Raw genomic sequence first — 23,698 nt, 5'->3', positions numbered from 1 at the left:
TCATACAGTACATGCAGGCACCATACGAAGGCCCCTGTTGGCCGGTGGCATGGGTGTATGAGTTTGCCTACTGCCTGCGGCGAGGCTACTATGCCTGGGTGGAGGGGCCGGGCGAACCAGTTGCCCTCTCTTCGGGCGAGGGCACATGGATGGCGGCCGATGGCTGGTGCGGACCGGTGCAGTTCATCCGAGACGGCCATGGAAGCCCTGTGCCGGTGATCCGGTTGGCGCATGTAGCGGAAAGCGACACGGCCGAGCGGCCGGAGCATCTGATGCTGGCCGCGCTTGCCCGACTGATCGAAGCCGAAACAGGCCAGTCCGTTGCCCGCGGCATCGTGCAGTACGGTCCTACCGGCCGGCAGGAAGTGGTAACCCTGGACGAGCGCCTGCGGGCCGCATGGCAACGCCTCGATGCGGAGATCCGGGCGGTTATTCATGAAGGAAGGCTACCTGCACCACGGGCCGACCAGCGTTGCCCGGCCTGTCCACGGCTTGAAGTCTGTAACCCTTCTGGTGCAGCCGAAACTGCGGCCCAGTTGAACGTTCTGCCTCCGGTGCGTCAGGCCCGCACGCTCTACGTGGATGAAATCGGAGCCGTCGTGCGCCGTGATGGGCGGCAGCTGGTGGTGACCGTCAGCCGCAACGGCACCCGCCGGGAATTGCTGCGACTGCCCGCATTGCTGGTGGATCAGGTCGTGCTCGTCGGACCCGTGCAGATCACCTCGCAGGCCCTGCGGCTGCTGCTGCGCCAGAACGTGGACATCGTATATCTCTCGACCGAAGGGCGCTTTGAGGGACGACTGGCGACCGAGTTCCATCCGCACGTGGCCCTCCGGTTGGCGCAGTACGAGGCAGCCCGTGATCCGCAGCGCGCCCTGCCACTGGCGCGGCAGTTTGTGCGCGGAAAACTGCAGAATATGGCCCGGTTGCTTCGCCACTACGCGCAGGACTATCGAAACAGCACGCTCGAGGCCACCGCTGCAGCAATCGAAAGCGATCTGCAGCATCTGTCCGAGCTGAAGTCGCCGGACGCCGTGCGGGGACTGGAGGGAGCCGCTACCCGCCGCTATTTCTCGGTTTTCAATGAAATGCTGCGGCCGGAAGCGCACGAACCGATCGACTGGCCGGTTTTCCCCGGGCGCAACCGGCGCCCCCCCACCGATCCGGTCAATGCCACGCTGGGCTATCTCTACGCCCTGCTGCTCGGCAATCTCGTAACGGCCTGTGCAGTAGCCGGGCTCGATCCCTATGTGGGCTATCTGCACACACCGGCCTATGGACGCCCCTCGCTGGCGCTCGACCTGATGGAGGAGTTTCGCGCCCCGATAGCCGACCGGCTGACGCTGCACCTGTTCAATCGCGGGAAATTGCGTCCCCGCCACTTCGAGGAGCGTAGTGGTGGGGTGTACCTGAACGAAGAAGGCCGTGCGGTTGTGCTGGCTGCCTGGCAGGAATGGCGGCAGCAGGTAAGTCGGCATCCGGTGCTCGGTCTTGAAATGTCGCAGATGCGCCACTTCGAGGCGCAGGCGCGATTGCTGGCGCGTACCCTCCAGGAGCCCGGCGCCGAATACACGCCGTTTGTTGCATAGATGGCATTCTGGCTGATCGGATACGACATTGCCGACCCCCGCCGCCTGCAGCGGGTGGCGCGGCTGCTTGAAGACTACGGGCAGCGGTTGCAGTACAGTGTGTTTCTGTGTCGGCTTGAGGCCGAAGCGATACGGCAGCTCCGTCGCGGGCTGCTGCGCATCGTCGATCTTGAAGAAGACCGCCTGTTCTTTCTGCGTCTCTGTCAGGGTTGTATCGAAGCCCTCGAGCAGATCGGCCAGGGGAAAGGCGTGGACCTCAGACAGAACCACTGGATCGTCTGAACCTCGGGAGTACCATGGATCAGTTTGAACGAGTTAGTACGTTGATCGAACGAGGCAACTACGAAGCGGCGTTTCTGCTGCTGGGAGACAGTGTGGACCTGGCGCTTCGGGAACTCGAGGCCGATCGCCGGGCACGTCGCAACGGGACCATTCTGGGGATAGGGCTTTCTCTGCTTACAGGTGGCCTGGGGCTGGAGGACCTGATTATTGGACCACTGGCCTACAAGGCGGCCCGCTTCTTCGGAGGTGGAACCATGAAGCCCGAAGAAGCTGGAGCACTGCTATGGGAGGCATTGAATCTGCGCCTGCTCATGATCAAGCACTTCGCCGAAATCGTAATCACGGCAGAGAATCCCGCACGCATTCTGCGTGACCTGCTCGTCGTTTACTTCATCGCGAAAGAATCCTTCGAGCGTTTCGATGAGCTGCTCCCGGTGCTGATTGCTCCGACGCAGGAGAAGAACCTGCATCGGATCGTCTCGCAGCTCGAGGCGGAGGTTGGCGATGAACGTACTCATGATTTCGATACGATTCTTTTTATATGCCTGCTACTTTACGGTTTGCAACACTGGAATCTTTACCAGAAACTCCGGACAGGTCGTGAGGCACTGGAGCAGGAGATCGAGGAGATCCTCAGAGAAGAACGCTATGGGGCTTCGGAGGCCGGGGCCGATCTGGATCGTGCACTGGAACGCCATTATGCCGCCGTGCTGGAGCTCGAGGCCCCCTACACGCCCGAGAAGGTGCGCCGCAACTACCGGAGGCTGATCAAAACCTGTCATCCGGACCGCATGCAGCAGGCCTCGGCGGCCGAGCGCAGACAGGCCGAGGAGCGGGCGCGCGAACTGAACGAAGCCTATGAGTACTTCCGGGCCCGGCTGAATTTCTGAGTGGTGCTTGCGGGAGAGCGCTTCGGGTGGCTACCTTCTCTGCCGGTATGCCACACCGAATATGTACGAAACGTTGTTGCAGTCGTCCGGACTTGCGCGTCTGCGCTGGTCGGTGGTGCGCTTCGAGCTGGAGGCGGTCTCGCCCATCGACCTGGGAGATCTCCCCGCCTCGACGGTCCGTGGAGCGCTGGGAGCGGCACTGCGGCGGATGGTATGCATTACGCGGCTTCCGACCTGCACGGACTGTCCGTTTCGCTGGCCCTGCGTCTATGGCTACCTTTTCGAGACGCCGCCGCCTCCCGATGGCCGTTTCCTTCGTGGATTGCAGGATGTCCCCCGGCCCTACGTCGTCCGGCGCCCCGGGCTGGAGGAGCGACGGTTTGCTCCGGGCGAGCGTCTGACGGTAGAGCTGCTGCTGGTGGGGCGCGCCCGGATGTACCTGCCCTATCTGACGCTGGCACTGGTGCGTCTGGAGGAAAGCGGTCTGGGACGCGGGCGGCGCGACGGAGGCGGTCGCTTTCGGCTGGTTGCTGCGCAGGCGCTGCGGCCCGACGGTTCGCTGCAGCAGGTGTACGATGCCGGAGCGCGGCAGGTGCTGGCTGATGTGCCCGAATGGACGGCCGCCGAACTGCTGGCCGGTGAATCCCCGGCCAGCACCGTACTGCTCCGGGCTCCGGTACCGCTTCGCCTGAAGGCCCAGGGGCGGCTTGTGCGTCGGCTCACCTATCGCATACTGCTACGCTCGGTGCTCGGCCGCCTGTCCAGCCTGGCCGCCTTTCATGCCGAGACCGAGCTTCAGCTCGACTACGCCGATCTGCTGCGAAGAGCCGAGGCGGTACGCGTGCGCGAAGACCGCATGCAGTGGCGGGACGACCTGCAGCGCTACTCCGGCCGTCAGCGCACCACCATGCGCCAGGGCGGGCTGGTGGGCGAGATCGTCTTCGAGGGCGTACCGCCCGAGACCTGGCCCATGCTGCGCCTGGGGGCCGCACTGCATGTGGGCCACAGCACCGTCATGGGGTTGGGCGCCTACGAGCTACGGCCTCTCTAAGGGATACAGATGAGGCAATTGCTCCAGCGTGGGGTGGCCGAGCTTCTCTTCCAGAATGGTCAGCAGCGTTTTGATCTTGGTAAGACGATAGCCGGGATCGGGACCCTCGGAGTCCGTCCTGAAATGGGCCGTGTTGTTACGGATCTCCTGTAGCTCGTTGACGGCTTTGATCAGTTCTTTGAGCTCGGGCAATGCCCTGCTGATAATAGAGCCCCGTTTCAAAGCCTGAATTAGCTCGCTGCTATAGCGCTTTCCTCGCGAATTTTTGGCGGCGGGCCTTACTCCGTAGATTTCGCACAGACGGTGGACGACCGCTTCGTAGGCGGCCAGAACGGCCAGCGCGGGTCGTCTGTACTTCAGATGACGCCTGGCCAGTCGGAGCAGCGCCTCCCAGTCGCTTTGCGCACCGGCAAACGTCTCGCAGAAGTCCACCAGAAACGGCTCCACCAGCCGGAAAGGGGCGGGCATGTTTTCCTCTCGCTGGGACAGTCCGCGTAGTTGATGGCTCAGCTTCTGCGCACGGTTACGGAAGTCGTTGAACAGGTTCAGGTTGATCTGGCGGGCAAACTGACGCAGCTCATGGCGCAGGCGTTCCTGTCTGGGGTCCCGCAGCAATCCGAGCAGTGGCTCTGGATCCTGATACTGGACGAACGCCTGGGCGGCCAGGCTCCACTGCATCAACTCCAGCATCGGGCGCAGATCGAAAAGAGGGGCACGGCCCTCATAGTAGTCGTGCAGTTCCAGGGCTCCGTAGAAGACCGAGCCGAGCCGGACGTTTGGTCTGGTGAGATGGAAATACTGCAGCGCCAGCAGCAGAAAAAACGGCTGATACCGCAGTCCGTGCGTGATGTCGATCGAAAGGGTGGTGTTCGAGGGCTTCAGGCCCGTGAGGGTTTCGAAAATCTGCCAGAGTTCCTCCTGGGTGCGGCCAACCGGGATGAGTTTCAACTGAAGTCCCGGACGCCAGCGTTTTTCGAGGACCCGGGTCAGTCGAGGTAGCAGGTTCTCAACTTCGGCTTCTCTTTTGTGCTCGATAGCTTCGAACAGTTCCGTATAGAGCTCAATTTCCGCTTCCGTCTGGGTGTCGGATAAGAAGTGGATGAGCAGGGTATCCCACATCGAATCGACCGTGCCCAGAATCACGACCTGCGAGAAGCGATCGGGATGAAGCTCCAGAATGGCCTGGCCCACAAAAGGGGTTTCGATCTCTTTGTCGGGTGCATCGGGTAGAAAATAGCGGACCCTTTGGTATTCGCGGTCTTGCAGCTGGGCTTCGAGCTGGCGATTCCGGTCGCCGACGCCGAGGAACGTCAGCAGCTTTTCGGACATGGCACTTCAGTCGATGTAGGTTAACGGAACATGCTGAAACGGCCAGTTCTGAATGTAATCCAGTGCACGCGGAACGCAGACCCGGAGGGCGGGAGGTTCGGTGCCGAATGCATAAAAGGTTTCATCCCAGGTGCGGCGTGAGTGAATCCGGAGGTAACGATTGCAGAGCGGGTTGCCGGCCAGGAGCTGGTTCAGCTCGGAGATGCTGCGTGAGAGGGCGATCGTGTCGCCCCAGGGGCGAAGCTGGGCCAGATCCCGGCAGAAGGCGTAGGCCGCGTTGCGGAGCGCCTCGACCTGTTCGTTTTCGACCAGCTGCAGGTTGGAGATCTCCGGCGAGTCGGCACGGCGCAGCATTTCGTAGAGGGTGATCAACGTCACGAGAGGCAGCGGGGCCACGGGTTTCAGGGCGGCCATTTCGTTGCCTTCGGCGTCGAGCAGGCGCAGGCTGCGCTCGGTCCGGTCGCCCAGCACGACCTCGACGAGGGCGGGCCGGGCCGGTCGCAGTCCCAGCCCGGGCAGCGACTCCAGCTCCTGCAGCGTGCGCGGAAGCTGGCCTCCACGGTGCAGCCGGGCCAGTTCCTCGAGCTGGTTGCGAAAGCGCACCAGGTGCAGGTCCACCCGCTCGATGCGCACGTCCATCCCGGAACCGGGGCGTGGATAGAAAAACGTCGGGTCTTCGAGCACGGGGCGCTCCGGATGCACCAGCACGTGGATGCTTTCGTCTCGGGGACGGGCATACAGCGAAAAGGCCGTGAGCAGGTGGGCGCTCATGGTCTTGCGACCGCCGGCGATCGAGGCGACCACACGGGGCGCGTCGGGATCGGCGCACAGCTGCGCCACCACACGATAGCAGAGTTCGGCATAGCGGCGGTCGTCGTCCCACGTGCGAATGTCGTCGAGCTTGAGTCCGTTGCCGCGGAGCGGCACGTGAATGTGAAACCGGGGAGCCTCGGGGGCTTCGGGATCGAGTTGCAACACTTCGCGGCAGAAACGCGCCCAGACCGAGAGCCCCTCCTCATCGGGCGTGTCGAACAGACGGTTGCGAAGTGTACGCTCGCCCGTAAGGGTGGTCACCACGTGGATTTCTGCCGGGATGGCCGGCTGCGGATGTTCGACGGCCAGCGTCCAGATCGTCTCGGTCAGGACGGCCGGCGAAATTCCCAGGGCAATCAGCAGGTTGTATCGTTCCATGTCGTCTGTCGTGTGGGCTGAAAGATAAACGACGGGCTCCAATGCGACAATCATCAGTTGCGTTGCAGCCTCAGGAGGTGCTCGAGGGCCTGTTCTCGCGAGCAACCCCATCCTTCAAGGCTCCAGTTGTAGGCGAAGGCCGGACGCCAGGCGAGCGTTCCGCGGCAAGCCCCAAGGCGTAGGAGGCGCAGCTCCAGCGCCCGGAGAAACCGGGGAAGCCGCTGCTGAAGGCTCTCCAATCTGAACTCCCGAATAAAGACGGCCAGCATCGACCCGTCCGGGTTCGTCCAGAGACGGTCGGCCCGCTTCCGCAGGAAGTCCACCAGCTGAGGGGGGTGCTCGCCGCCCTCCAGCGTTACGGAGATCTCCAGGGTGCACGGGACTTCCCGGGCGAAGAAGTTCGTAAACCAGACGCGCATGGTTCAGCACAGGGGTGGTTCCGGGGGAAGAAGACGCGGATACTCCGGGGTGATCAACTGGCTGAGCAGTCGGTCGTAGGGGCTGCGCTCCAGTATCGTACCCAGCGGACGCGAGCCCGAGGCACCGGAGCTCGTAGAGACCGAAAAGATCAGCCGATACTCCTGCAGGAAGCGTCCGACCAGATGATAAACGCAATGAAGCATCTGGCGGAGCGCCGCACCCGAGGCCTCGGCGGGCTCCACGACCATCGCGGTATACAGGCTGAGCATGCGATGCTCGGGGTCGTATTCAAGCACGCAGCCGAGTTCCTCCTCGAACGCCTCGATCAGACGTTCGGCCGTCCGCAGGTCGTCCGGCTCCATGTCCGTGATGTAAAGGATCAGGTTGTGCGTGGTGCGCATCGGCGGCCCGTTTTGTTTGTTAGCGCGCCTGATACGCACCCATGACACGGCCTGATGCAAATCGGAATTTCGACGGCAGAAACGGCACTTCGGAAAACGACGGGGAATTTCGTCAAAAGGAGAGCGCCTGCAGACAGGGATAGGGGCGAAAGCGCTCAAAACGAAAATAGGCGATCTTCTTCCCCGAAGCAGGGTCCTCCTCGACCATGCGCTGCGAGGTGGACGCAAGGCAGAGAATGCCTCGCTGGTGCAGGAGCCGTACCAGTGTACAGGTAAAGGTCATCTCTCCCATCACGTGGACGGCATGGCAGCCCTTGCCGGCTTCGTTCAGGCGCCGAACGATACGTTCGGCGTAGGTCTTCGCCAGGTCGGCCACCTGACTTTCGTCCCACTCGGGTGGAATGAGTGGGAATTTCCAGTCCTCAATCTCTCCATAGATTCGGGCTGCCGCACGCTGCGCTTCTCCCCAGGTCGAGGCCGGGTGATTACTCAGGTTGATCAACATTGCGGGCGATCCAGTTTGCTGCCTTTTCTGCCAGCTCGGAGGCAAGGCGATGCAGATTGGCTGTCGTTTCCGGATGGCTGCGCATGCCGGCGTGGTTGATGTCGTTGCGCACGTTGGTCAGCGCGTTCCACAGCTCCGCCAGCCGGTGCGTTTCGGACGTATACCCGGCGCGCACAGCCTGATCCTGCAGGCCGCTGGCGAGGCGGCCCAGTTCGTGCTCGACCGCTTCGCGATCCTGCAGGGGATCACGCCCGAGGTCGAGCGCATAGCGCGTGACGACGGCTTCGCGGGCTACGGTGACGGCCTGCTGCACCAGACCGTAGTCGCGTAGCAGACGGATCAGTTCGGCCTGCAGATGGAGCCCATCGAGCGAGAGTGGATTGTCGTCAGCTACCCACGACTGAAGTCGTGGGCTTGCCCTCCCGACCACCGGCCGGGATAGCACCAGGGGCCGGCTGACAACGGCCCATGCCCTCAGAGCCCGCTCTTCGGGCAAGGTTCAGCGCCGCGACCACGTCCGCATTGTGCTGAAATCCACACGCCCGGCATCGAAACAGCCGCCCACTCCGACGATTGCGCCGATCAACGTGCCCACAACGCGGACATGTCTGGCTCGTATGCGCCGGGTCAACCACCACCACCCGCACCCCCTTGAGCCGCGCCTTGTATTCCAGCAAGCGCCGAAACAAGGCATAGGGCCACAGATGGTGCAGATGCCGATCGGTCCTGCCCCTGCGTATCGTACGTCCGCGAAGACCGCGAAGGTCTTCGATCGCCAGCACATCGCCCGCCGCAAGGCCGTCCACAATGCGGCGGCTCGCCTCATGCAGCACCTGCCGCACAAAGCGCCGCTCCCTTCCCGAAAGCCGTGCCCACAGCCGCCTCAGCGACCGGGTGCGTTCGGAAGGGCGATCCAGCTTCGAGCGGATCTCGGCGCGTTTGGCGCGGTAGTGGAGCCGCTTCGTCTTGAGCGCACCCCCGGAGAGACACTCGCCCGTCGAAAGCGCCGCCAGGAGGCGCTGCCCCAGATCGACACCTACCACCCGACCGGTCGGCAATGCTTCCGGCACCGCAACGCGAACGGTCAGGTGGACATACCAGCGTCCGCGTCGGTCGCGAAGCAGCCTCCCACCCTGCACGCTGCGCGCCCGAGCAAGCCAGTAGCGATGGTATGGACTCAGCCGCATGGGAATGCGCAGCCGCCCGCGCGTGGTCGAAAGGCTGACCGTCTGGCCTCGCAGCGAGAGCGTGCGCTGGTCATAGTCACAGGAGGTGGGACGGTAGTGCTTTGCGCAATGGCCTTTGCGATGGCTCACGCGGGCGATGGCCCGAATGGCCAGGTTGGCCGACAGGCCCAGCGCGCGGAGTTGTCCGTAGACGAGCCGCTGAAGTTTGAACTTGCTGAAGGTGCGGCATGCACGGGCCACCTCCAGCGTCAGATTGCACGCCTGCGCGAAGCGCTCGAGGGTTTCCTCCAGAGCAGCCGCCTGCTCGGGTGTAGGATCGAGCCGTGTGCGCAGCGTCAGCGTCTGCATGACGGGGAGCGTTTGTGGGGAGGTTATGATGCGCCGGTGTCAACGGTATGTCACGGGCATGGGGCAATTCCTCCCACGGCTGAAGCCGTGGGCTTCCTTGCCCGATTGTCGTGATACAGCAGACGCACGCGCTCGGCCGTCTGGTCGAGCAAAAGCTCGAAGGGGCGGAGCCGGGCGATGCGGTTCACCTCCTGGCGCACCTGCTCGAGGGCTTCCGGCAGACAGCAGGCATGCTTTGTCATCACCTCGGTCACACGCGCCAGTGCCAGACCGCGGGCAAAGCCCTGCAGCCAGGAAGCTGCCGGGGCGGCATGCCGGGCCTGCACCCCGGCACGTTCCACGTGCGTCCTCCGATGGATTTCCCGGATCAGCCGGGCCAGATCTTCGGCCTGTCCGTAACGCATGAACTGGTGGGCCGCCACGCTCCAGTCGATAAGCGTGAGAAAGGGGGTCAGGTCAAAGACCGGCGCCTCGTTGGTTTCGGGGTTGTGGGCCTCGAAGGCACCGTAGACGATGCGCTCAATCTCGACGTTGCGGGTCACGCGCAGATAGTACAGGGCCGCCAGCGCCAGCATGGGTTGCGTGCGAAAGCCGTGCGTCACGTCCACGATCAGCGTGGCGTCCTGGGGAACGTGTTCCGTCAGCGTCGAGAAGATCTCCCAGAGCTCGTCTTCGGTGCGGCCGTCGGGAATGCGAATCGGCTGGTAGGCGATGCGCGCGCTCAGGGCCTGCCCGTGTATGCGTTCGGCCTCTTCGGTCATGAGCACCAGGCAATCCTCCGGCTCGAAAAACTGAAAGGCCGCCTCCTGGAAATAGGGCGTTTCGCAGCGCTGGTCGTTCCAGACGTAAATGCAGGGCTGATACTTGCCGGTTCCGATAAACGAAAGCTGCACGCGCATGGCTTACTGGATGCTGATCTGTTCGTAGGGGACGCCGAAGGCTTCCAGCAGGGCGAACCAGTAGTAGCGTACGTAGCGGCTTTCCTCGCGGTTGGCGAAGTCGCCGGAGATCAGCACGTAATGGGCCTGGCGCAGCACCTCCGGACGGATGCGATAGCTGCGCTGAATGCGCTCGGCATCTTCGCGGGCCCAGGCTTCGGCCTGTGCTCTGCTGGTCGGCGGGCGACTTTCGAAGCAACGGCGCTCGGGACCCGGCATACACTCGAGCAGGTCGCTCAGCACCAGCACGGTGGCGGGGGGCATCTCGTTTGAAGCAGGGAGGGTTTCCGAGATCACCTCGAAGATGCCCCACAGGTCGGTAGCCTCCGTTACGCTGGTGGTTACCTGTTCGTCGAGCAAGCGGAGCAGCGAATCGCGGGCGGCCCGCATGCGGTATTGCACCTCCGAAACGTACTGACGGCAGGCCTGACGCTGCTCCGAATCGTAAGGCGATACACGTGGCAGGGGCGCATCCTGCACGAACGTGCGTGCATCGGCCTTGCCTGTCGTGCGACTGTGTACGAAAAAGACCTGGATCGTCCCGCCGCGGACGGGCAGGATCGCCTCAACCTGCTGACGCAGCGCCGCCTCGAAGGCGCGGCGCGTGTCGGGCGAGGCCGTTACGCTCGAGCTACGATCGATGAAAACCAGTGCGGTCCGAGGAATGCCCGTGAGCGACTCATGGGCAAGGTTTTCGTCTGCGCAGGCCGTCAGCGGATCGCGCTGCGCTTCGGAACTGCACCCGAGCGTAGCAATCAGGAAGAACAGGCAGAACCAGCGCATGTACTGCTATGCGGTCAGGTCCAGGATTTCATCGCGAATGTCGAGGAAGGGGCGGCGCAGGCCGTGCCGGACGCCCCGTTCGCGGCGACTGCGCCTCTCGGTCGATCTTTCGGCACCGTCGCCGCCCACAGCAGCCGATTCCCCTTCGACGTCCGAAGTTACGGAAGATCCGATTGGCATCGGGCTCGCAGCCCCATTGGATCCCGTCTGAAACGCTTCGGAGTCCTCAGGGGCAGCATCGGAATGCGCGACCGTCAGAGCTACCGGCTGCGCGGCTTCATGCTCGCCGGGAAGACTTTCCGGGGTTGCTTCCCGACTCTCGGAGCGTTCTCCGGGGAGCTCATCGGTAGCTGCTTCAGCCTCATGAAGGTCTTCCCGGTCGTTTTGCGCGACCGAGACCTCGGGGAGCGTGGAGGTTGCATCCTCCTGGTTGTCCTGAGCGGTCAGCATTTCGATCAGCGCGTCTGCTTCCTTCTCGGACATTTCTTGCGCGGCCGTAGCTTCGGGGAGCGCATCTGCCGCCTCCTCGTGCTCCTCTTGCTCGGAGGATGCGTCCGGTAGCTCGTCTGTTTCCTCCTTCGACGACTGACTGGCCAGCAGGCGCTGATAGTGCAATGCCCGCTCCCGGCCGCTCCGATAGCTGGCCTGTCGTTGTGCGACCAGCAGATCGGCCAGCTGGTCCTGAAGTTGGGCAATACGATCTTCCAGCTTCTGCAGATCCTGACGGAGAACTTCCGGCGTGCCCACCAGCGCCAGCGTGGCGGTGGCACGGGCAAGCTCCTCGCGTCCCCGGGTCAGATTTTCTTCGAGCGTTTCCAGACGCAGGGCGGCCTCCCGCTCCTGGTCAGAAAGCCGGGCGCACTTCTGGCGCAGGGGACGGTACCGATGGAAATATCCCCGTGCGTGCGTATGGGCCGTGCTGAAGCACACGGCGCCGGCGGTGGCAAACATAACCGCCGCCAGCATAAACGTCACGAGCAGCACGGTCCCGTCGGGACCCGGAATCTCCTGCTGGATGGACGGCGCGTCTGCCTCGAGCGACCAGGTGGTCTGTTCGGTGCTGCGCAGCATGTGCTGCCGTTGAATCTCCTGGGTGCGCAGTGCGCCCATGAAGATGAGTGTGATCAGCGCCAGCGTCGAGATACTCAGAATCACCACCTCGAATCGCTTCTGGACACGCTGCCAGAAGGGTAGCTCCACCAGCCGGTCGTAGGCCACCTTCAGTACGAAGGTGATGCATGCCAGGCCCACGGCAAACAACCAGCGCTCGTATTCGAGGGGCAGGTAGAGCACCTGGGCCACGATTTCCTTTGAAACGATAATGTCGCCCAGCAGGAAGGCAAGGCCGGCCGTTCCGTACATGAGCATCTGGACGAGCGAGTAGGCCTCGTGCGACTGGTGCAGCGTTTCCAGTTCCTTCTCGCACGCCTCCCGTTGCTGGCGCAGCTGCTCGTGGCGCTGGCGCGCCTCCGGCAGGGCGCGTTCGAGTGCCTGCAGGCGCTCTGGAAGTGTCTGCGCACTGATGTGGGCAGCCTCCGCCTGCCGGAGCTGCTCCTGGATCTGATGGCGCTGCTCGAGGAGCGCGGTGATGCGCTCGGCAAGATGCTCCCGGCGTGAGGCGGCCTGCAGAAACTCCGCAAACGCATCGTTTTCGACGGCCAGGCCGCCATCATACTGACCGTACAGATGCGGCCGGTTCGGGTCGGGCTCCTCGGCGCCGACCGGTAGCATCAGGATATTGTCCGCCGGAGACGAAGCCTCGGGATGCGACTTTCTGCGGAAAATCTGAAGCATGGGCTGTAACCGGGATGGTTCTACAGGGAGATTTCCGGAGAATGCTGCTGGCCGTTAGACTCGTAGCGCGCCCGCAGCAGGTTGCGCTGGCGGGCCAGCTCCATCTCGGAGCGGAAGAGCGCTTCTTTGCGGCGGCAACGGGCATCCAGGAATGCCAGCTTGCGCTCGAGCAGAGGGATCGTTTCGTCTTCGAGCTGCATGCGCAGTCGGGTCAGCTTTTCCAGATCCCTGCGGAGGGCGGCGGCCGCCCTGCGGTGGTGCCGGCGCAGGCGCCACCGATGCGAGGCCATGCGCCACCAGCCGCTCAGCTCGGGAAGCGTCCGGGCCAGCAGGCTCATGAGCAGCCGGCCGGGGATCAGCAGCAACAGCAACAGCGCGAACCCGATCACCAGCGTGGGCAGCCAGCCCTCCTCGGAGCGATGGGCGAGCGCGGCCACCAGCAGTGCCACGGCCAGTGGCGGGAGCAATTCCATGGCGTAGAGCTTCCACCGCTCCGGTCGCATCGGTGCTCCGGACAGGCGGGCATCGGCCGCAACCAGCAACGAGCGCCCCTGAAACAGGGCGAACAGCCCCAAAAGGCTGAGCGCCATGGCTACCGCCAGCGGATGCTCGAAGCGTTCGGACGGGAGCAATTCGGCTACGACAAAAGGCGTAAGGGCGCACACCACCGTCAGAATGGCGGCAAGCAGCAGGTTGCGTCCCGTCAGCGGCAGGCGGGTTTCGACTTCCGCCAGGGCGGCCAGCGCCCGCTCGTGCCGGACCAGCTCCTCGCGCAGTTCGGCTTCGCGGTGCTGGAGCCGCGTCAGTTGCCGGCGGATCGCCTCCAGCTGCGCCTTCAGCGGTGCCCGGCGCTCGTCGTAGTAAGCCCGAATTGTTTCCAGTTTCCAGAAGTGGGGGCCATTATTTTCGGAAAGCGGGTCGGTGCCGAGGGCACGCCCCACGATGACCCCCTCGTCGCGCAACAGGCCGTCGTCGGCGATCCAGTCCGGCGCTTCCGTCAGGATCGACGAGGGCGCCTCGGTGGACGCTTCCGTTGCAGGGTGTCGGATCACTTCCATGATGGCGCTGTGGGATGACATCAGATCCATCCGGTAGTTGTGGGAACTACCTTGCTGCGCCGCATATCGGCGTACAGCGATCGGCTACAGATTAATGCGCCGATGGATGAAGCCTAAGGGCGTTCGGGCAGGCGCTTTTCCAGGCGCCAGCGGCCGCGTCCCAGCCGGATGTAGGGCCGTCCGGAGGGCGTGCGTCCGATGCGCAGACCGCGGGTGCCGATGCTCAGGCCGATTCCCCGATGGCTGATCGTCAGCCGTACGGGACCCAGTCGAAACGTGCGGTACAGGTGCAGTGGCATGGTGCGCATTAAGGTTTTTTTCAGGGATGCACCGGATCAACGTGCAGGGCGCGTCCGGGATGCTTTTCCGAATTTCCGAAAAAGGGAGAGAACTTCGGCGAATACGGGGCTTGACATTCCGCTGAAAATCACTTATGCTTCGACGTGTTCAGAACGGAAGGGGTGTGACACGGAATTGTCACAGGGTTTTCAGAGCAAATTCTATTCCGTTTTTTGACGTGTTGACGACGAAAAAATCGGCCTTTTTGAGGGCAAACAGGCCGGTTCCAACGGGCCCCGTAACAATGGGGTCTGAAAACCTGACCCGATGAAAAGGGGATTACGACCACCAACATGAAAGCCTCGTTGACAAAACGCAAATCGGTAATGTCTGAAAACCTGACCCGATGAAAAGGGGATTACGACTGGGATGCGGCGCTCCGTGAGTTCGGCGTGATGCTCACTTTCCGTCTGAAAACCTGACCCGATGAAAAGGGGATTACGACCGGTTACGATGTACTGCATAACACCTCCATTGTTTTGTGCGTCTGAAAACCTGACCCGATGAAAAGGGGATTACGACTCGGAGTGCCTGCATGATGGCCGCCTCCGGTCTTGTGGTCTGAAAACCTGACCCGATGAAAAGGGGATTACGACTACTTCGCCGTTCCCGCAAACCGGAAGACCTGCACCGCCGAACCGTGTCTGAAAACCTGACCCGATGAAAAGGGGATTACGACTACTTCGCCGTTCCCGCAAACCGGAAGACCTGCACCGCCGAACCGTGTCTGAAAACCTGACCCGATGAAAAGGGGATTACGACTACTTCGCCGTTCCCGCAAACCGGAAGACCTGCACCGCCGAACCGTGTCTGAAAACCTGACCCGATGAAAAGGGGATTACAAAAAGACGGGCGCCTTTCGGCAGGGGAAGTCCGTTGATCGGGAGGCTTTCTTTGCACTCCAGAGGCCCGGGGTCTTGACAGCAAAAAGACCGCTTGCTTTTCTTTGCTATAAGGATTTGACGGAGTTTCTGGAGCTCAGTGCATGTCGGTTGCGCGTCGTCAGGGTCCGGTACTGATGGCCACGCTGGGCGAACAGCCCCAGGTGGTCACGCTGACGCTGGATCTGCTGGCGGCGCAACGAATGGAGGTGGAGGAGTTGGTCGTGTTTCACACGGCTGCTCACTATCCGGCACTTCGCCGCTCGCTCGAACTGCTCGATGCGGAGCTCAGGCAATGGCCGGCCTACAGATCGCTGACGGTCCGTCGTGTGCTTTTGCGGGATGAAGCCGGTCGGGAGTTGACCGACGTGCGTACCGAGCAGGAAGCGCGGCAGGTGTTTCGGATACTTTTTCGGGAGGTGCTGGAGGTCAAACGGCAGCGGCGCCCGTTGCATTTTCTGATCGCCGGAGGCCGTAAGGTCATGGCCGCGTACGGCATGGCCGTGGTCCAGCTCCTTGGCGAAGCCGGAGATCAGGTGTGGCATCTGATCTCGGAGGGGGAACTGCTCGCTTCCGGGCGCATGCATCCGGAGCCGGGCGACCGGGTGCACCTGGTGCCCGTACCTTTCGTGCGCTGGAGCGCCCTTCCACCGGCCGCCACGCGCCTGGCCGTCACCGGCGATCCCTTCGAGGCAATGCGCCTGCATGAGGCCTGGCTCGACGAAGAAAGCCGGCGGCAGCGCGCCTGGTTTCTGCTGCACGAGCTGACACCGGCCGAGCGCACGCTGCTCGTCGCGCTGGCACGCACCGGCGCTTCCAACAGCGAGCTGGCCCGCATGCTGAAGCGCAGCCCCAAAACCGTGGCCAATCAACTGGCCACGGTGGCCGACAAGTACCGGGCGTTTGCCGGACTTGCCGAAGGCGTGCCGCTGTCGCGGGCCGAACTGGTGGCCCACTTCGCGCCGGTGCTGGATCGAATTGGCGAGCCCTGTAGGGAGGAAAGCCTACAGACTTTCGGGTAAGGCATCCCTTGCGTATGAGCCGCCGGAATTCTGATATTCCCGAAACACGAATCGAGCCAGGCGGCCGTTCTCTTCGGTAGTTTCACGGTGTAGTACGAACCGATGGACCAGGGACAGATTGCCTATCTGAGCGGGCTGCTGCACGCAGTCGGCGTGCTCGAACAACTGGGCCCTCAGACGTTTCGGTCGCCTGCCGAGGCGAGCCTGCATTTCACCGATCAGGTGCTGGAGGCCTGTCCGGCTTTCGGACCGCATGCCGGAGCCATTCGCGAGGCGGTGCGTGCGGCGGCCGAGGCGTTACCTGCAGCGCGCCCTTCGTCCTGGCTGGAGTCGCTGCTGCAGCAGGTGCGGTTGCCCGGCCATCCGGAGCCAGCGGCCGGGCGCGTTTATCCCCCGCGCCCGCTTTCGGAGGGCACCGTGTACCCCGTTGCGCCCGAGGAGGTCGGCGACGGCCGGGAAGCCTGCCGTAATCTCTGGCAGGAATTGCAGGCCGAGACGACCCGCGCATTGCGGGGAATTCAGGATGTCGAGGCTGCTCTGGAGACGCTCTACACGCTGCTGGAGAAATATACCGCCTACGTCCCGGCGCCCGATGCCGGAGCGCGTGGTATTTCGCTGTTCGACTACAGCAGGGTAACGGCCGCGCTGCATCTGTGCCGGGCCCGCGCGGGAAGTGAACCCGCCGTGTTGCTGGTCAAGGGCGACGTCTCGGGCATCCAGTCGTTCATCTACCGCGAATTGCGGGGTGATGCAACCGAAAACCCCGCCCAGTTGCTGCGTGGCCGCTCGTTCTTTGTGGCGCTGCTGACGCGCACCGTGGTGCGCCACCTGCAGCGCCAGTTCCGGTTGCCCGATGGCTGCGTGCTCTACAGTAGCGGTGGGCATTTTCTGCTGCTGATCCCGAATACCGAGGCGGCGCCGCAACAGCTCGACGAAGCAGACCGCCAGATCAATCAGGCACTTTTCGAGGAGCTGCGCGGCGCCATTCAGCTGGTGCAGGCCTCGGTACCCGTCAGCATTGAGGAGGTCGAACGCCGCCCCCATGAGGCACTGCGGCAACTGGAAGAAGCACTGCAGATGGCCAAACTGCGCAAGGGGTGGAACGTGCTCGACACGCTTGTGGGGCAGCCCATCGAGGAGGCAAACCAGACCCCGAAGCTCCATCGCGTCGGGCAGGCGCTGCCCTATACGCACTACCTGGTGGAGGTGCCGGGGCTTGCCGCGAACCAGGCGCCGGATGGCGTGCGGTGCGCTCTGGAGCTGCGGGGCTTTGCGGTAACGTGGCTCTTTGTGGAAGAGGACAGGATCGAGGCGATAGTGGGGCAACTGGGCACGCGCCGGGGCACCGTTTTCAATATACGCACCCCACGAATCCCGAACTTACCGGGAGCGATGCAGGTCGGCCGGCGCTTTCTACCCGCCGGCGTGTATGTGCCGATGCTTGCGGACGATTCGCGACCGCTCATGTTCGAGGAGCTGGCCGCGATCGAAAGTGAAAACTACCCGCTCCTGGGCTTTCTGCGGATGGACGTGGACAACCTGGGAGCGCTTTTCGTGGTGGGATTGCATGCGGCTTTTGGTAACCAGCCCTTTGGTCTGCACCGTACGGCGGCGCTTTCCCGGGAGCTGGATCGATTCTTCGGGGGCCAGGTCAACGCCCTGGCCCGGGGCCATGACGTGTACCTGGTCTATGCCGGCGGGGACGATCTGTTTGCCGTTGGCTCCTGGATTCGCGTGCTGCGCTTTGCCCGGAGCATCCGTGAAAAGCTGCGTGAATACTGCGCAGGCAATCCGTCGGTGACGATCTCGGCCGGTCTGTCGATTCACAAGGAGCATTTTCCGATCACCGTGGCGGCCGAGACGGCCGGCGAGGAAGAAGATCGGGCCAAAGCGGCCGGCAAGAACAGGATTTCTGTTTTCGAGACCCCGGTGACCTGGGAACGCCTGAGCGTTCTCCTGGACGAACTGGGCGAGCCGCTGCTGCTGGCCGTGTCGGACGAAACCCTGCCCGACGAAGACCGCCTTCCTCGCACCTTTCTGCATACGCTGCTTCGCTACAGCCGCGAGGTGCTCGACGAAGAAGGGCGCATCGATCTGGCTGCGTTGGCCCGATTCAATCATCTGTTGCACTACACCTTTGCCCGCCGGGGAGTGCATGCCAGGGTGCTGGAGACGGACACGCAGGAGGGTGAGTCCCCGAAAATGCGGCTGGCCCGGGGCTTTTTGCTGGAGGGGCCCGATCGTAGCGAATGGTTTCGTACGTTCGTCATCCCGGCCGCCTACGTCCTGCTGAAAACCCGCAAACAGCGCAACTGATCTGTACATAAACCAGCCCTGATGCTGCCATGGACATCCCAAAGGATCTGGCCGAACTGGAGCCGGAGGCGATCGACAGACTGGCCCATGATATGGGTCGTAAGTACGCAGAAAAGGAGATCAAGACAGCCCAGGTGCGCAACGTCTTTGCCCACATCAACCGCATGCGCACGCGCCTGCGTCGCAATCGGAGTGTCAGTCCCGAAATAATAAAACGCGATCTGGTCATGCTCAAACCGCGCCTGGCCTATGCCGGAGGGCGACAGGAGAAGGTTCGTCCTATGAGCGAAGACCTCAGGCAGGTGGTGAATGCCGTGCTGAACTCGCAGAGCTTTGAGAAAGCGCTGCAGAATTTCTTTGATCTTGTGGAGGGCATTGTGGCCTATCACAAGTTCTACGGCGGAAAGGATAACTAAAACCGGGAGGTGCGTCATGGCCGGTTTTCTGGGCAATATCGTCCTCAAGGGCAAAATGGAATGTCTGACAGGGCTGCACATCGGCGGTTCGAAGGAAAAGTTTGAAATCGGCGGCGTCGATCAGCCCGTCATTCGCGACCCGGCGACGAACTATCCCTACGTGCCCGGCTCTTCACTCAAGGGCAAGATGCGGTCGTTGCTGGCGTTCGCGCTGGGTAAGGCCCACGAAGATCCCAATTTCAGGAGCTTTGATCCAGATTGCCCGCTGCAGCGCGTCTTTGGTACTTCGGCCGAAGCCCGTAACATTGGCCCTTCGCGTCTGATCGTGCGCGATGCGTTTCCGGATGAGGAAACAATCCAGATGTGGGAAAACCTGGATACTGAGCTGCTCTACACCGAAATCAAAGCAGAAAACGGCATCGACCGTCTCACCTCGGCCGCCAACCCGCGATTTCCCGAGCGGGTCGTGCGCGGTTCTCGTTTCAACGTCGAGTTTGTCTTCGGGGTCTATGAGGTCAGGGACGCCGATTACTTCAGGTACATCATCGATGGGCTGCGGCTGCTGGAGCATTCCTGGCTGGGACGCAGCGGCACGCGCGGCTATGGTCAGGTAAAATTCAAGCTGGCCGAGCCGATCATCGTTACGCTCAACGATTACCTGAATGGTGGGGAGGCATATCGCCGGGCCAATCTCCCCCATGAGGAGCTGACGTTCGATCTGGAGACGGCCAGCTTCGACGAGGGCCGGTTCGAATCAATCAAGCAGGCATTTCGCCAGGTTGCCGAAAAGCTTGCGACGAATCAGGCATGACGTTACAGGCGATTTATCTGTATCCGCGGGCCTCTTTTCGCACGCCGTTGCGCTCCGATACGCTCTGGGGCCTGCTCGTGGTGGCGCTGCGTGTGGTGGCGGGCGATCGAGAGGCCGATGATTTCATTGCCGCCTGCGAGGCGGGCCAGCCGCCGGTTCGGCTTTCTTCTGCTTTTCCCTTTGTTGAAGTTTCGCGCGGCGATGGAGCGCCCGTGATCCGGCATTTTTTCCCGAGGCCGGTGCTGCCACCGCCGCCTCTGCTGGAGCCGTCCCGGGCCGACGCCCGCACCGTTTTCGAGCAGATGAAGCAGGGAAAAAAACTTCGTCAGATTCGATGGCTCCCGCAGGAGCTTTTTGAACGGGTGCTGCAGGGCGAGCTCGACGAGGCCGGATTGCAACAGGCACTTCAGCAATCCGGTGAGCAAAAGCAATGGCCCGTGATCCTCACGCAGGACAACCTGCATACGTCGATCGACCGGCTTACGGGTACCACGCGCATGGAGAATGATGCCGGCCAGCTCTTTTACAGCCACGAATACTACCTGAAGCGGGGACACGGGCTGTTTTTCCTGTGCGAGGGAGACGTGGAACGCATCGCGCCGGCCCTGCGCTATCTGCACCATGTGGGGTGGGGTGGCGACAGTTCGGTAGGCAAAGGGCACTTCGACTGGGCATTGCGTCGGCTGGAGCTCCAGGTGCCCGCGAAGCCCACGCATCGTCTGCTGCTTTCGCTTTACAGTCCGAATCCTGAAGAGCTGGCGCACATTCGGCGGCATCGGGATCAAACGTTCTATCAACTGGAGCGGCGGCAGGGGTATGCCGGTGCCCATCGGCTACCCGGGAGTGCTTACCGGAAAAAGCCGCTTTATATGTTTGCCGAAGGGTCACTTATGCCTGATCCCGGCCATCCGTTGCGCGGCACCGTGCATACCGTGATGGAATCGGCAGGGATTCAGGTGCGCCACAGCGGACTTGCGCTGGATTTGCCCGCTTATCTTCGGTCATCATAACGGGAAGCGAACGGGCTATGCCGATTACGTTGAAGCTCATAACGCGGTCGCCGGTCCATATCGGCTCGGGCCATGAGCTTGAATCCTTCGAGTACATTATCCACGACGGGTTTTTCTGGCGACTGGACATTGATCGGGTGACGGCTTTTCTGCTGGACGAAATCGGCGAGGAGTCCATTGAGCAATTTGCGTCGTGGATTGAGCGTAATACCGAGCGTCTTGCCAACGCCCGGGACAACAGGACGCAGTCTGAAATACGTCGTAGCCTTACGCTGCGCACCTTCGTGCGCAATGAATTGGGCCGGCCCGACGTAGACGCCCGGCTGCTGCAGCAGCTTTCTGAGCTTTCGCGCTATGCGATGCGCACGCCCTTTTCCGAGTTCAGACAACTCGTGCGTGAACAGCTCAAAGATCCGGACGGGCGTCTTTACATTCCCGGGTCTTCGCTCAAAGGAGCGTTGCGCACCTGTCTGCTCTACCAGGTTCTTGTGGAGGCCGATGAGCGAAACCTGCAGCGCTGGCTTGAGCGTATGCGCGCAGCCCTGCCAGCGGCAGGGAAGAGACTGGGCGGCAGAGATCGCGTGTTTTTTGCCCGCTGGCTTGAGCAGGATATTTTCTATTGTGGTCTGAAAAAGAAAGAAAAAGTTAGCTGGAAAGATGCCCAGTTCGATCTGCTCAAGTTTCTGAAGGTAAGCGATTCGGTGCCCGTGGCGGCCGATGAAGGTGGTGTCGTGACGGATGTGCAGATCTTACTACCGGGCTCAAATCCGCAGCCGCAGGCTCCGCCAGTGGAGGCTCTGGAGGCCGGTGTGGAGTTATCGATGTCTGTAAGCTTCGATGTGTCCTTTTTCCGGGCAGCGACCGATTTGCTGAAGCAGGGAGCGCAGGGAATGGGGACAGAAATATGGATTGGCCTTCCGGAGAAATTCCAGCGGCTTTACGGTTTTTCTCTGGAGGAGGCGGCGGCCATGGCTCCCGAAGAGCTGGAGCGCCGCTTGCTGGAGCGGGTGCGTACTGCTGCGCGCAACTTTGCCCGTGCATTGAAGACATTTGAAAAAGAATGGTGTCGAAGGGCGGAACGAGGAAGCACGCTTCAGATCTCTCGTCGTCTGCAGCGTTTTTATGACGAAATGCCAGAGGATATGCTGCGGCTGGGATGGGGGAGTGGATTTGCCGCCGCTACGGTCTATCTGGCCCTGCGCGAAAAGCCGGCCTGGCAGGAAACGCTCGAAGATTTACTGTATCGTCTCTTTTCCCTGAAGGAGCGGGAGGATCTGCTGCAGACTTTCCCGACATCGCGGCGCATGGCTCTGGACGGAGAAGGTGCGATGATAGCGGAGCCAATGGGCTGGGTGGAGCTGGAATGGCCCTGGCCGGCATCTGAAGCGGAAGCCACCGCCGAAGAGGAAGAAGCCGCCGAGGATGACTCGGACCTGTGGTTGGATGAGATCGGGCCCAAGAGCCAGGACATCGTTGCCGAGGTGGTGGACAACAGTCGTTCACCGTTTACGATTCGTGTTTTTGTGCGCGGCCTGGAGAATGAAAGGTTTCCCTGTGGGGGCGCCAATCACAGGGTGCTTGAAGTGGGGCAGCGTATCCGGGTACAGGTGGCCCAGTGGAACAAGAAGGAGGGACGCCCGGCCATGTTCAGGGTGCAGAGCATTCGGGTTTGATTCCGCGAGAGGTTGACTTCTATGGCCTGACTGTTTATAATGCGATCAGGATGGAGGAGGGGGTGTGACACGGAATTGTCACAGGGTTTTCGGAGCAAATTCTATTCCGTTTTTTGACGTGTTGTTGGCGAAAAAATCGGCCTTTTTGAGGGCAAACAGGCCGGTTCCAACGAGCCCCGTAACAATGGGGTCTGAAGACCTGACCCGATGAAAAGGGGATTACGACCGAATGTAGGCGAGCATCTCGCTAAGCAAGCGGGCCGTTTTGTTTTCGTACTGCGTCTGAAGACCTGACCCGATGAAAAGGGGATTACGACACAGCCATGGACGCCAAGTTCTACCGGGTCAATGAAGTCTGAAGACCTGACCCGATGAAAAGGGGATTACGACGCTTGTAGGCCTCCCAGCTCAAAAGCCGACGCTCTTTGTCTGAAGACCTGACCCGATGAAAAGGGGATTACGACCTGTCTCCCTCACAATGTTGTAGGGCAAGTTCTTATGTCTGAAGACCTGACCCGATGAAAAGGGGATTACGACTTGGATAGGATCGGAACCGCTCAAAACGAAAATGGACGATTTTGTCTGAAGACCTGACCCGATGAAAAGGGGATTACGACCGTCTGGATCGACGCTGTCGTGAACGATAAGACTATCCAGTCTGAAGACCTGACCCGATGAAAAGGGGATTACGACGGTAATGCGCCATAAATATTTCTTTCACCGTCTTCAGTCTGAAGACCTGACCCGATGAAAAGGGGATTACGACGGTTAAAGATATGTTCAACAGCCCGCCGCCGTTCAAAAAGAAGTCTGAAGACCTGACCCGATGAAAAGGGGATTACGACGAGGGACGTCGCCATTCATGAGTCGAGGGTTGACAACAGCTGAAGTTTGAGGTATCACTCATAGAACTTTATGATATTTCTGTGGAATTATGAAGCTGTCCGATTAGGCCAGCAAGCACGGCGTCTCTTACAAGACGGCGTAGGACTTGTGACCGTATGGGCTGGCCCACCTGACGGGCCCTACCGCGAGTTCCGCGGGAAGTGACGCCTGTGGAGACTCCTCTGACGGCGGAACCCTCCGAGTCATGGGTCGATGAAGCAGGAAGAAGTCCGGGAATAAAATTCCATGGATTTCGGAACGGCACGTGTCTCTGGATCCGAGTTGATAAAGCATGGCGGTTTGGGTCTGACGCGAGGCGCCTTTCAAGTGGTCGTTGGCCTTGTGTAAAGAGGTGGTGCTGCGCAAACGACTTCTTACACAAGGTTCTGGTCTCTATGCGGCTTTGAGCGTCAGACGGACAAGATTGGCACTTCAGGAGGGGCGGACACAACCCGGTCGGAGGAACGCTTCACGAGCCTGGCTCGAATGCGCCCGTCAGACGCAAAGCCGGCCCATCGGGTTGGGTCAGGTAGGCGTTTGTCCGGCCACCCAGTGGTAACGGCCCGGGCGCTGCCTGCT

At 61.7% G+C, this 23,698-nt stretch carries 22 protein-coding genes and 2 CRISPR repeat arrays; of the genes, 10 read left to right on the top strand and 12 right to left on the bottom strand.

Translation table 11 applies throughout. From position 1 onward, the window contains the following. Nucleotides 1-44 precede the first annotated feature (44 nt). From cas1 to cas6, 4 genes are all read left to right on the top strand, one after another. Nucleotides 45-1,589, top strand: coding sequence for a CRISPR-associated endonuclease Cas1 (gene cas1, locus GYH26_RS07410; RefSeq protein WP_242006304.1), 1,545 nt, complete (start codon nt 45-47; stop codon nt 1,587-1,589). Continuing rightward, the gene (gene cas2 / locus GYH26_RS07405; protein ID WP_161541104.1) at nt 1,590-1,871 is read left to right on the top strand and encodes a CRISPR-associated endonuclease Cas2; all 282 of its coding nucleotides are present in this window, start codon (nt 1,590-1,592) and stop codon (nt 1,869-1,871) included. 14 nt (nt 1,872-1,885) lie between these two features. Further along, entirely contained in the window at nt 1,886-2,761 is an 876-nt protein-coding gene (locus GYH26_RS07400) for a J domain-containing protein (protein ID WP_161541103.1), read from the top strand. Nucleotides 2,762-2,822: 61 nt separating this feature from the next. Next, complete coding sequence (cas6, locus tag GYH26_RS07395; protein ID WP_161541102.1) at nt 2,823-3,812, top strand: CRISPR system precrRNA processing endoribonuclease RAMP protein Cas6; 990 nt, start codon at nt 2,823-2,825, stop codon at nt 3,810-3,812. On the opposite strand, the gene csx2 (GYH26_RS07390) is transcribed toward cas6, so the two are convergent. From csx2 (GYH26_RS07390) to GYH26_RS07335, 12 genes are all read right to left on the bottom strand, one after another. Continuing rightward, on the bottom strand, nt 3,798-5,141 hold the full coding sequence (gene csx2, locus GYH26_RS07390; protein WP_161541101.1) for a TIGR02221 family CRISPR-associated protein: 1,344 nt from the start codon (nt 5,139-5,141) through the stop codon (nt 3,798-3,800). The genes cas6 and csx2 (GYH26_RS07390) overlap by 15 nt on opposite strands. A gap of 6 nt (nt 5,142-5,147) precedes the next feature. Beyond that, entirely contained in the window at nt 5,148-6,332 is a 1,185-nt protein-coding gene (gene csm6, locus GYH26_RS07385) for a CRISPR-associated ring nuclease Csm6 (protein ID WP_161541100.1), read from the bottom strand. 53 nt (nt 6,333-6,385) lie between these two features. Beyond that, a complete protein-coding gene (locus tag GYH26_RS07380) occupies nt 6,386-6,751 on the bottom strand; it encodes a hypothetical protein (protein ID WP_161541099.1) in 366 nt (121 codons plus the stop codon). A 3-nt stretch (nt 6,752-6,754) separates the two neighbouring features. Further along, nucleotides 6,755-7,153: a hypothetical protein gene (locus GYH26_RS07375; RefSeq protein WP_161541098.1), complete on the bottom strand. Its 399-nt coding sequence runs from the start codon at nt 7,151-7,153 to the stop codon at nt 6,755-6,757. 112 nt (nt 7,154-7,265) lie between these two features. Further along, nucleotides 7,266-7,658: a CRISPR-associated protein gene (locus GYH26_RS07370; protein ID WP_161541097.1), complete on the bottom strand. Its 393-nt coding sequence runs from the start codon at nt 7,656-7,658 to the stop codon at nt 7,266-7,268. After that, on the bottom strand, nt 7,639-8,088 hold the full coding sequence (locus GYH26_RS07365) for a TM1812 family CRISPR-associated protein (protein WP_242006641.1): 450 nt from the start codon (nt 8,086-8,088) through the stop codon (nt 7,639-7,641). The genes GYH26_RS07370 and GYH26_RS07365 overlap by 20 nt, the downstream gene beginning before the upstream one ends. Next, entirely contained in the window at nt 8,045-9,193 is a 1,149-nt protein-coding gene (locus GYH26_RS07360; RefSeq protein ID WP_161541096.1) for an RNA-guided endonuclease InsQ/TnpB family protein, read from the bottom strand. The genes GYH26_RS07365 and GYH26_RS07360 overlap by 44 nt, the downstream gene beginning before the upstream one ends. Nucleotides 9,194-9,243: 50 nt before the next feature. Continuing rightward, nucleotides 9,244-10,092 (bottom strand): TIGR02221 family CRISPR-associated protein, encoded by an 849-nt coding sequence (gene csx2, locus GYH26_RS07355; RefSeq protein ID WP_161541095.1) that lies wholly within the window; start codon nt 10,090-10,092, stop codon nt 9,244-9,246. A gap of 3 nt (nt 10,093-10,095) precedes the next feature. Further along, on the bottom strand, nt 10,096-10,914 hold the full coding sequence (locus GYH26_RS07350; protein ID WP_161541094.1) for a hypothetical protein: 819 nt from the start codon (nt 10,912-10,914) through the stop codon (nt 10,096-10,098). 6 nt (nt 10,915-10,920) lie between these two features. Further along, nucleotides 10,921-12,708 carry a hypothetical protein gene (locus tag GYH26_RS07345; RefSeq protein WP_161541093.1) on the bottom strand — a complete coding sequence of 596 codons (1,788 nt, stop codon included), beginning with the start codon at nt 12,706-12,708 and terminating at the stop codon, nt 10,921-10,923. Between the two features lie 20 nt (nt 12,709-12,728). After that, on the bottom strand, nt 12,729-13,766 hold the full coding sequence (locus GYH26_RS07340; protein ID WP_242006640.1) for a hypothetical protein: 1,038 nt from the start codon (nt 13,764-13,766) through the stop codon (nt 12,729-12,731). Nucleotides 13,767-13,879: 113 nt separating this feature from the next. Next, nucleotides 13,880-14,065, bottom strand: coding sequence for a DUF4236 domain-containing protein (locus GYH26_RS07335; protein WP_054684809.1), 186 nt, complete (start codon nt 14,063-14,065; stop codon nt 13,880-13,882). 289 nt (nt 14,066-14,354) lie between these two features. Continuing rightward, nucleotides 14,355-14,950: a CRISPR direct-repeat array (repeat unit 37 nt; unit sequence GTCTGAAAACCTGACCCGATGAAAAGGGGATTACGAC). A gap of 140 nt (nt 14,951-15,090) precedes the next feature. On the opposite strand from GYH26_RS07335, the gene GYH26_RS07330 reads away from it, so the two are divergent. The 6 genes from GYH26_RS07330 to csm5 all read left to right on the top strand — a co-directional run bounded on the left by GYH26_RS07330 (nt 15,091) and on the right by csm5 (nt 22,234). Further along, a complete protein-coding gene (locus GYH26_RS07330) occupies nt 15,091-16,008 on the top strand; it encodes a CRISPR-associated ring nuclease (protein ID WP_161541092.1) in 918 nt (305 codons plus the stop codon). Between the two features lie 102 nt (nt 16,009-16,110). Further along, nucleotides 16,111-18,324 (top strand): type III-A CRISPR-associated protein Cas10/Csm1, encoded by a 2,214-nt coding sequence (cas10, locus tag GYH26_RS07325; RefSeq protein WP_161541091.1) that lies wholly within the window; start codon nt 16,111-16,113, stop codon nt 18,322-18,324. Nucleotides 18,325-18,353: 29 nt separating this feature from the next. Continuing rightward, a complete protein-coding gene (csm2, locus tag GYH26_RS07320) occupies nt 18,354-18,740 on the top strand; it encodes a type III-A CRISPR-associated protein Csm2 (protein WP_161541090.1) in 387 nt (128 codons plus the stop codon). A gap of 16 nt (nt 18,741-18,756) precedes the next feature. Next, nucleotides 18,757-19,551 carry a type III-A CRISPR-associated RAMP protein Csm3 gene (csm3, locus tag GYH26_RS07315; RefSeq protein WP_161541089.1) on the top strand — a complete coding sequence of 265 codons (795 nt, stop codon included), beginning with the start codon at nt 18,757-18,759 and terminating at the stop codon, nt 19,549-19,551. Beyond that, nucleotides 19,548-20,561 carry a type III-A CRISPR-associated RAMP protein Csm4 gene (csm4, locus tag GYH26_RS07310; RefSeq protein ID WP_161541088.1) on the top strand — a complete coding sequence of 338 codons (1,014 nt, stop codon included), beginning with the start codon at nt 19,548-19,550 and terminating at the stop codon, nt 20,559-20,561. Before csm3 ends, csm4 begins: the two co-directional genes overlap by 4 nt. Nucleotides 20,562-20,578: 17 nt before the next feature. Beyond that, nucleotides 20,579-22,234: a type III-A CRISPR-associated RAMP protein Csm5 gene (gene csm5, locus GYH26_RS07305; protein WP_161541087.1), complete on the top strand. Its 1,656-nt coding sequence runs from the start codon at nt 20,579-20,581 to the stop codon at nt 22,232-22,234. A 189-nt stretch (nt 22,235-22,423) separates the two neighbouring features. Further along, nucleotides 22,424-23,079: direct repeats of the CRISPR family, unit length 37 nt; unit sequence GTCTGAAGACCTGACCCGATGAAAAGGGGATTACGAC. Nucleotides 23,080-23,698: the final 619 nt, after the last annotated feature.

The sequence above is a fragment of the Rhodothermus marinus genome (genome assembly GCF_009936275.1).
GTDB classification, from domain to species: Bacteria; Bacteroidota; Rhodothermia; order Rhodothermales; family Rhodothermaceae; genus Rhodothermus; species Rhodothermus marinus_A.
The sequence above is the reverse complement of the archived record's forward strand: the minus strand, read 5'-3'. Positions and strand labels throughout refer to the sequence as shown.

Coding starts and splice junctions, on each gene's coding strand:
- cas2 (WP_161541104.1), top strand. CDS start 1,590: ATGGCATTCTGGCTGATCGGATACGACATTGCCGACCCCCGCCGCCTG.
- GYH26_RS07400 (WP_161541103.1), top strand. CDS start 1,886: ATGGATCAGTTTGAACGAGTTAGTACGTTGATCGAACGAGGCAACTAC.
- cas6 (WP_161541102.1), top strand. CDS start 2,823: ATGTACGAAACGTTGTTGCAGTCGTCCGGACTTGCGCGTCTGCGCTGG.
- csx2 (WP_161541101.1), bottom strand. CDS start 5,141: ATGTCCGAAAAGCTGCTGACGTTCCTCGGCGTCGGCGACCGGAATCGC.
- csm6 (WP_161541100.1), bottom strand. CDS start 6,332: ATGGAACGATACAACCTGCTGATTGCCCTGGGAATTTCGCCGGCCGTC.
- GYH26_RS07380 (WP_161541099.1), bottom strand. CDS start 6,751: ATGCGCGTCTGGTTTACGAACTTCTTCGCCCGGGAAGTCCCGTGCACC.
- GYH26_RS07375 (WP_161541098.1), bottom strand. CDS start 7,153: ATGCGCACCACGCACAACCTGATCCTTTACATCACGGACATGGAGCCG.
- GYH26_RS07370 (WP_161541097.1), bottom strand. CDS start 7,658: ATGTTGATCAACCTGAGTAATCACCCGGCCTCGACCTGGGGAGAAGCG.
- GYH26_RS07360 (WP_161541096.1), bottom strand. CDS start 9,193: ATGCAGACGCTGACGCTGCGCACACGGCTCGATCCTACACCCGAGCAG.
- csx2 (WP_161541095.1), bottom strand. CDS start 10,092: ATGCGCGTGCAGCTTTCGTTTATCGGAACCGGCAAGTATCAGCCCTGC.
- GYH26_RS07350 (WP_161541094.1), bottom strand. CDS start 10,914: ATGCGCTGGTTCTGCCTGTTCTTCCTGATTGCTACGCTCGGGTGCAGT.
- GYH26_RS07345 (WP_161541093.1), bottom strand. CDS start 12,708: ATGCTTCAGATTTTCCGCAGAAAGTCGCATCCCGAGGCTTCGTCTCCG.
- GYH26_RS07340 (WP_242006640.1), bottom strand. CDS start 13,766: ATGGAAGTGATCCGACACCCTGCAACGGAAGCGTCCACCGAGGCGCCC.
- GYH26_RS07335 (WP_054684809.1), bottom strand. CDS start 14,065: ATGCCACTGCACCTGTACCGCACGTTTCGACTGGGTCCCGTACGGCTG.
- GYH26_RS07330 (WP_161541092.1), top strand. CDS start 15,091: ATGTCGGTTGCGCGTCGTCAGGGTCCGGTACTGATGGCCACGCTGGGC.
- cas10 (WP_161541091.1), top strand. CDS start 16,111: ATGGACCAGGGACAGATTGCCTATCTGAGCGGGCTGCTGCACGCAGTC.
- csm2 (WP_161541090.1), top strand. CDS start 18,354: ATGGACATCCCAAAGGATCTGGCCGAACTGGAGCCGGAGGCGATCGAC.
- csm3 (WP_161541089.1), top strand. CDS start 18,757: ATGGCCGGTTTTCTGGGCAATATCGTCCTCAAGGGCAAAATGGAATGT.
- csm4 (WP_161541088.1), top strand. CDS start 19,548: ATGACGTTACAGGCGATTTATCTGTATCCGCGGGCCTCTTTTCGCACG.
- csm5 (WP_161541087.1), top strand. CDS start 20,579: ATGCCGATTACGTTGAAGCTCATAACGCGGTCGCCGGTCCATATCGGC.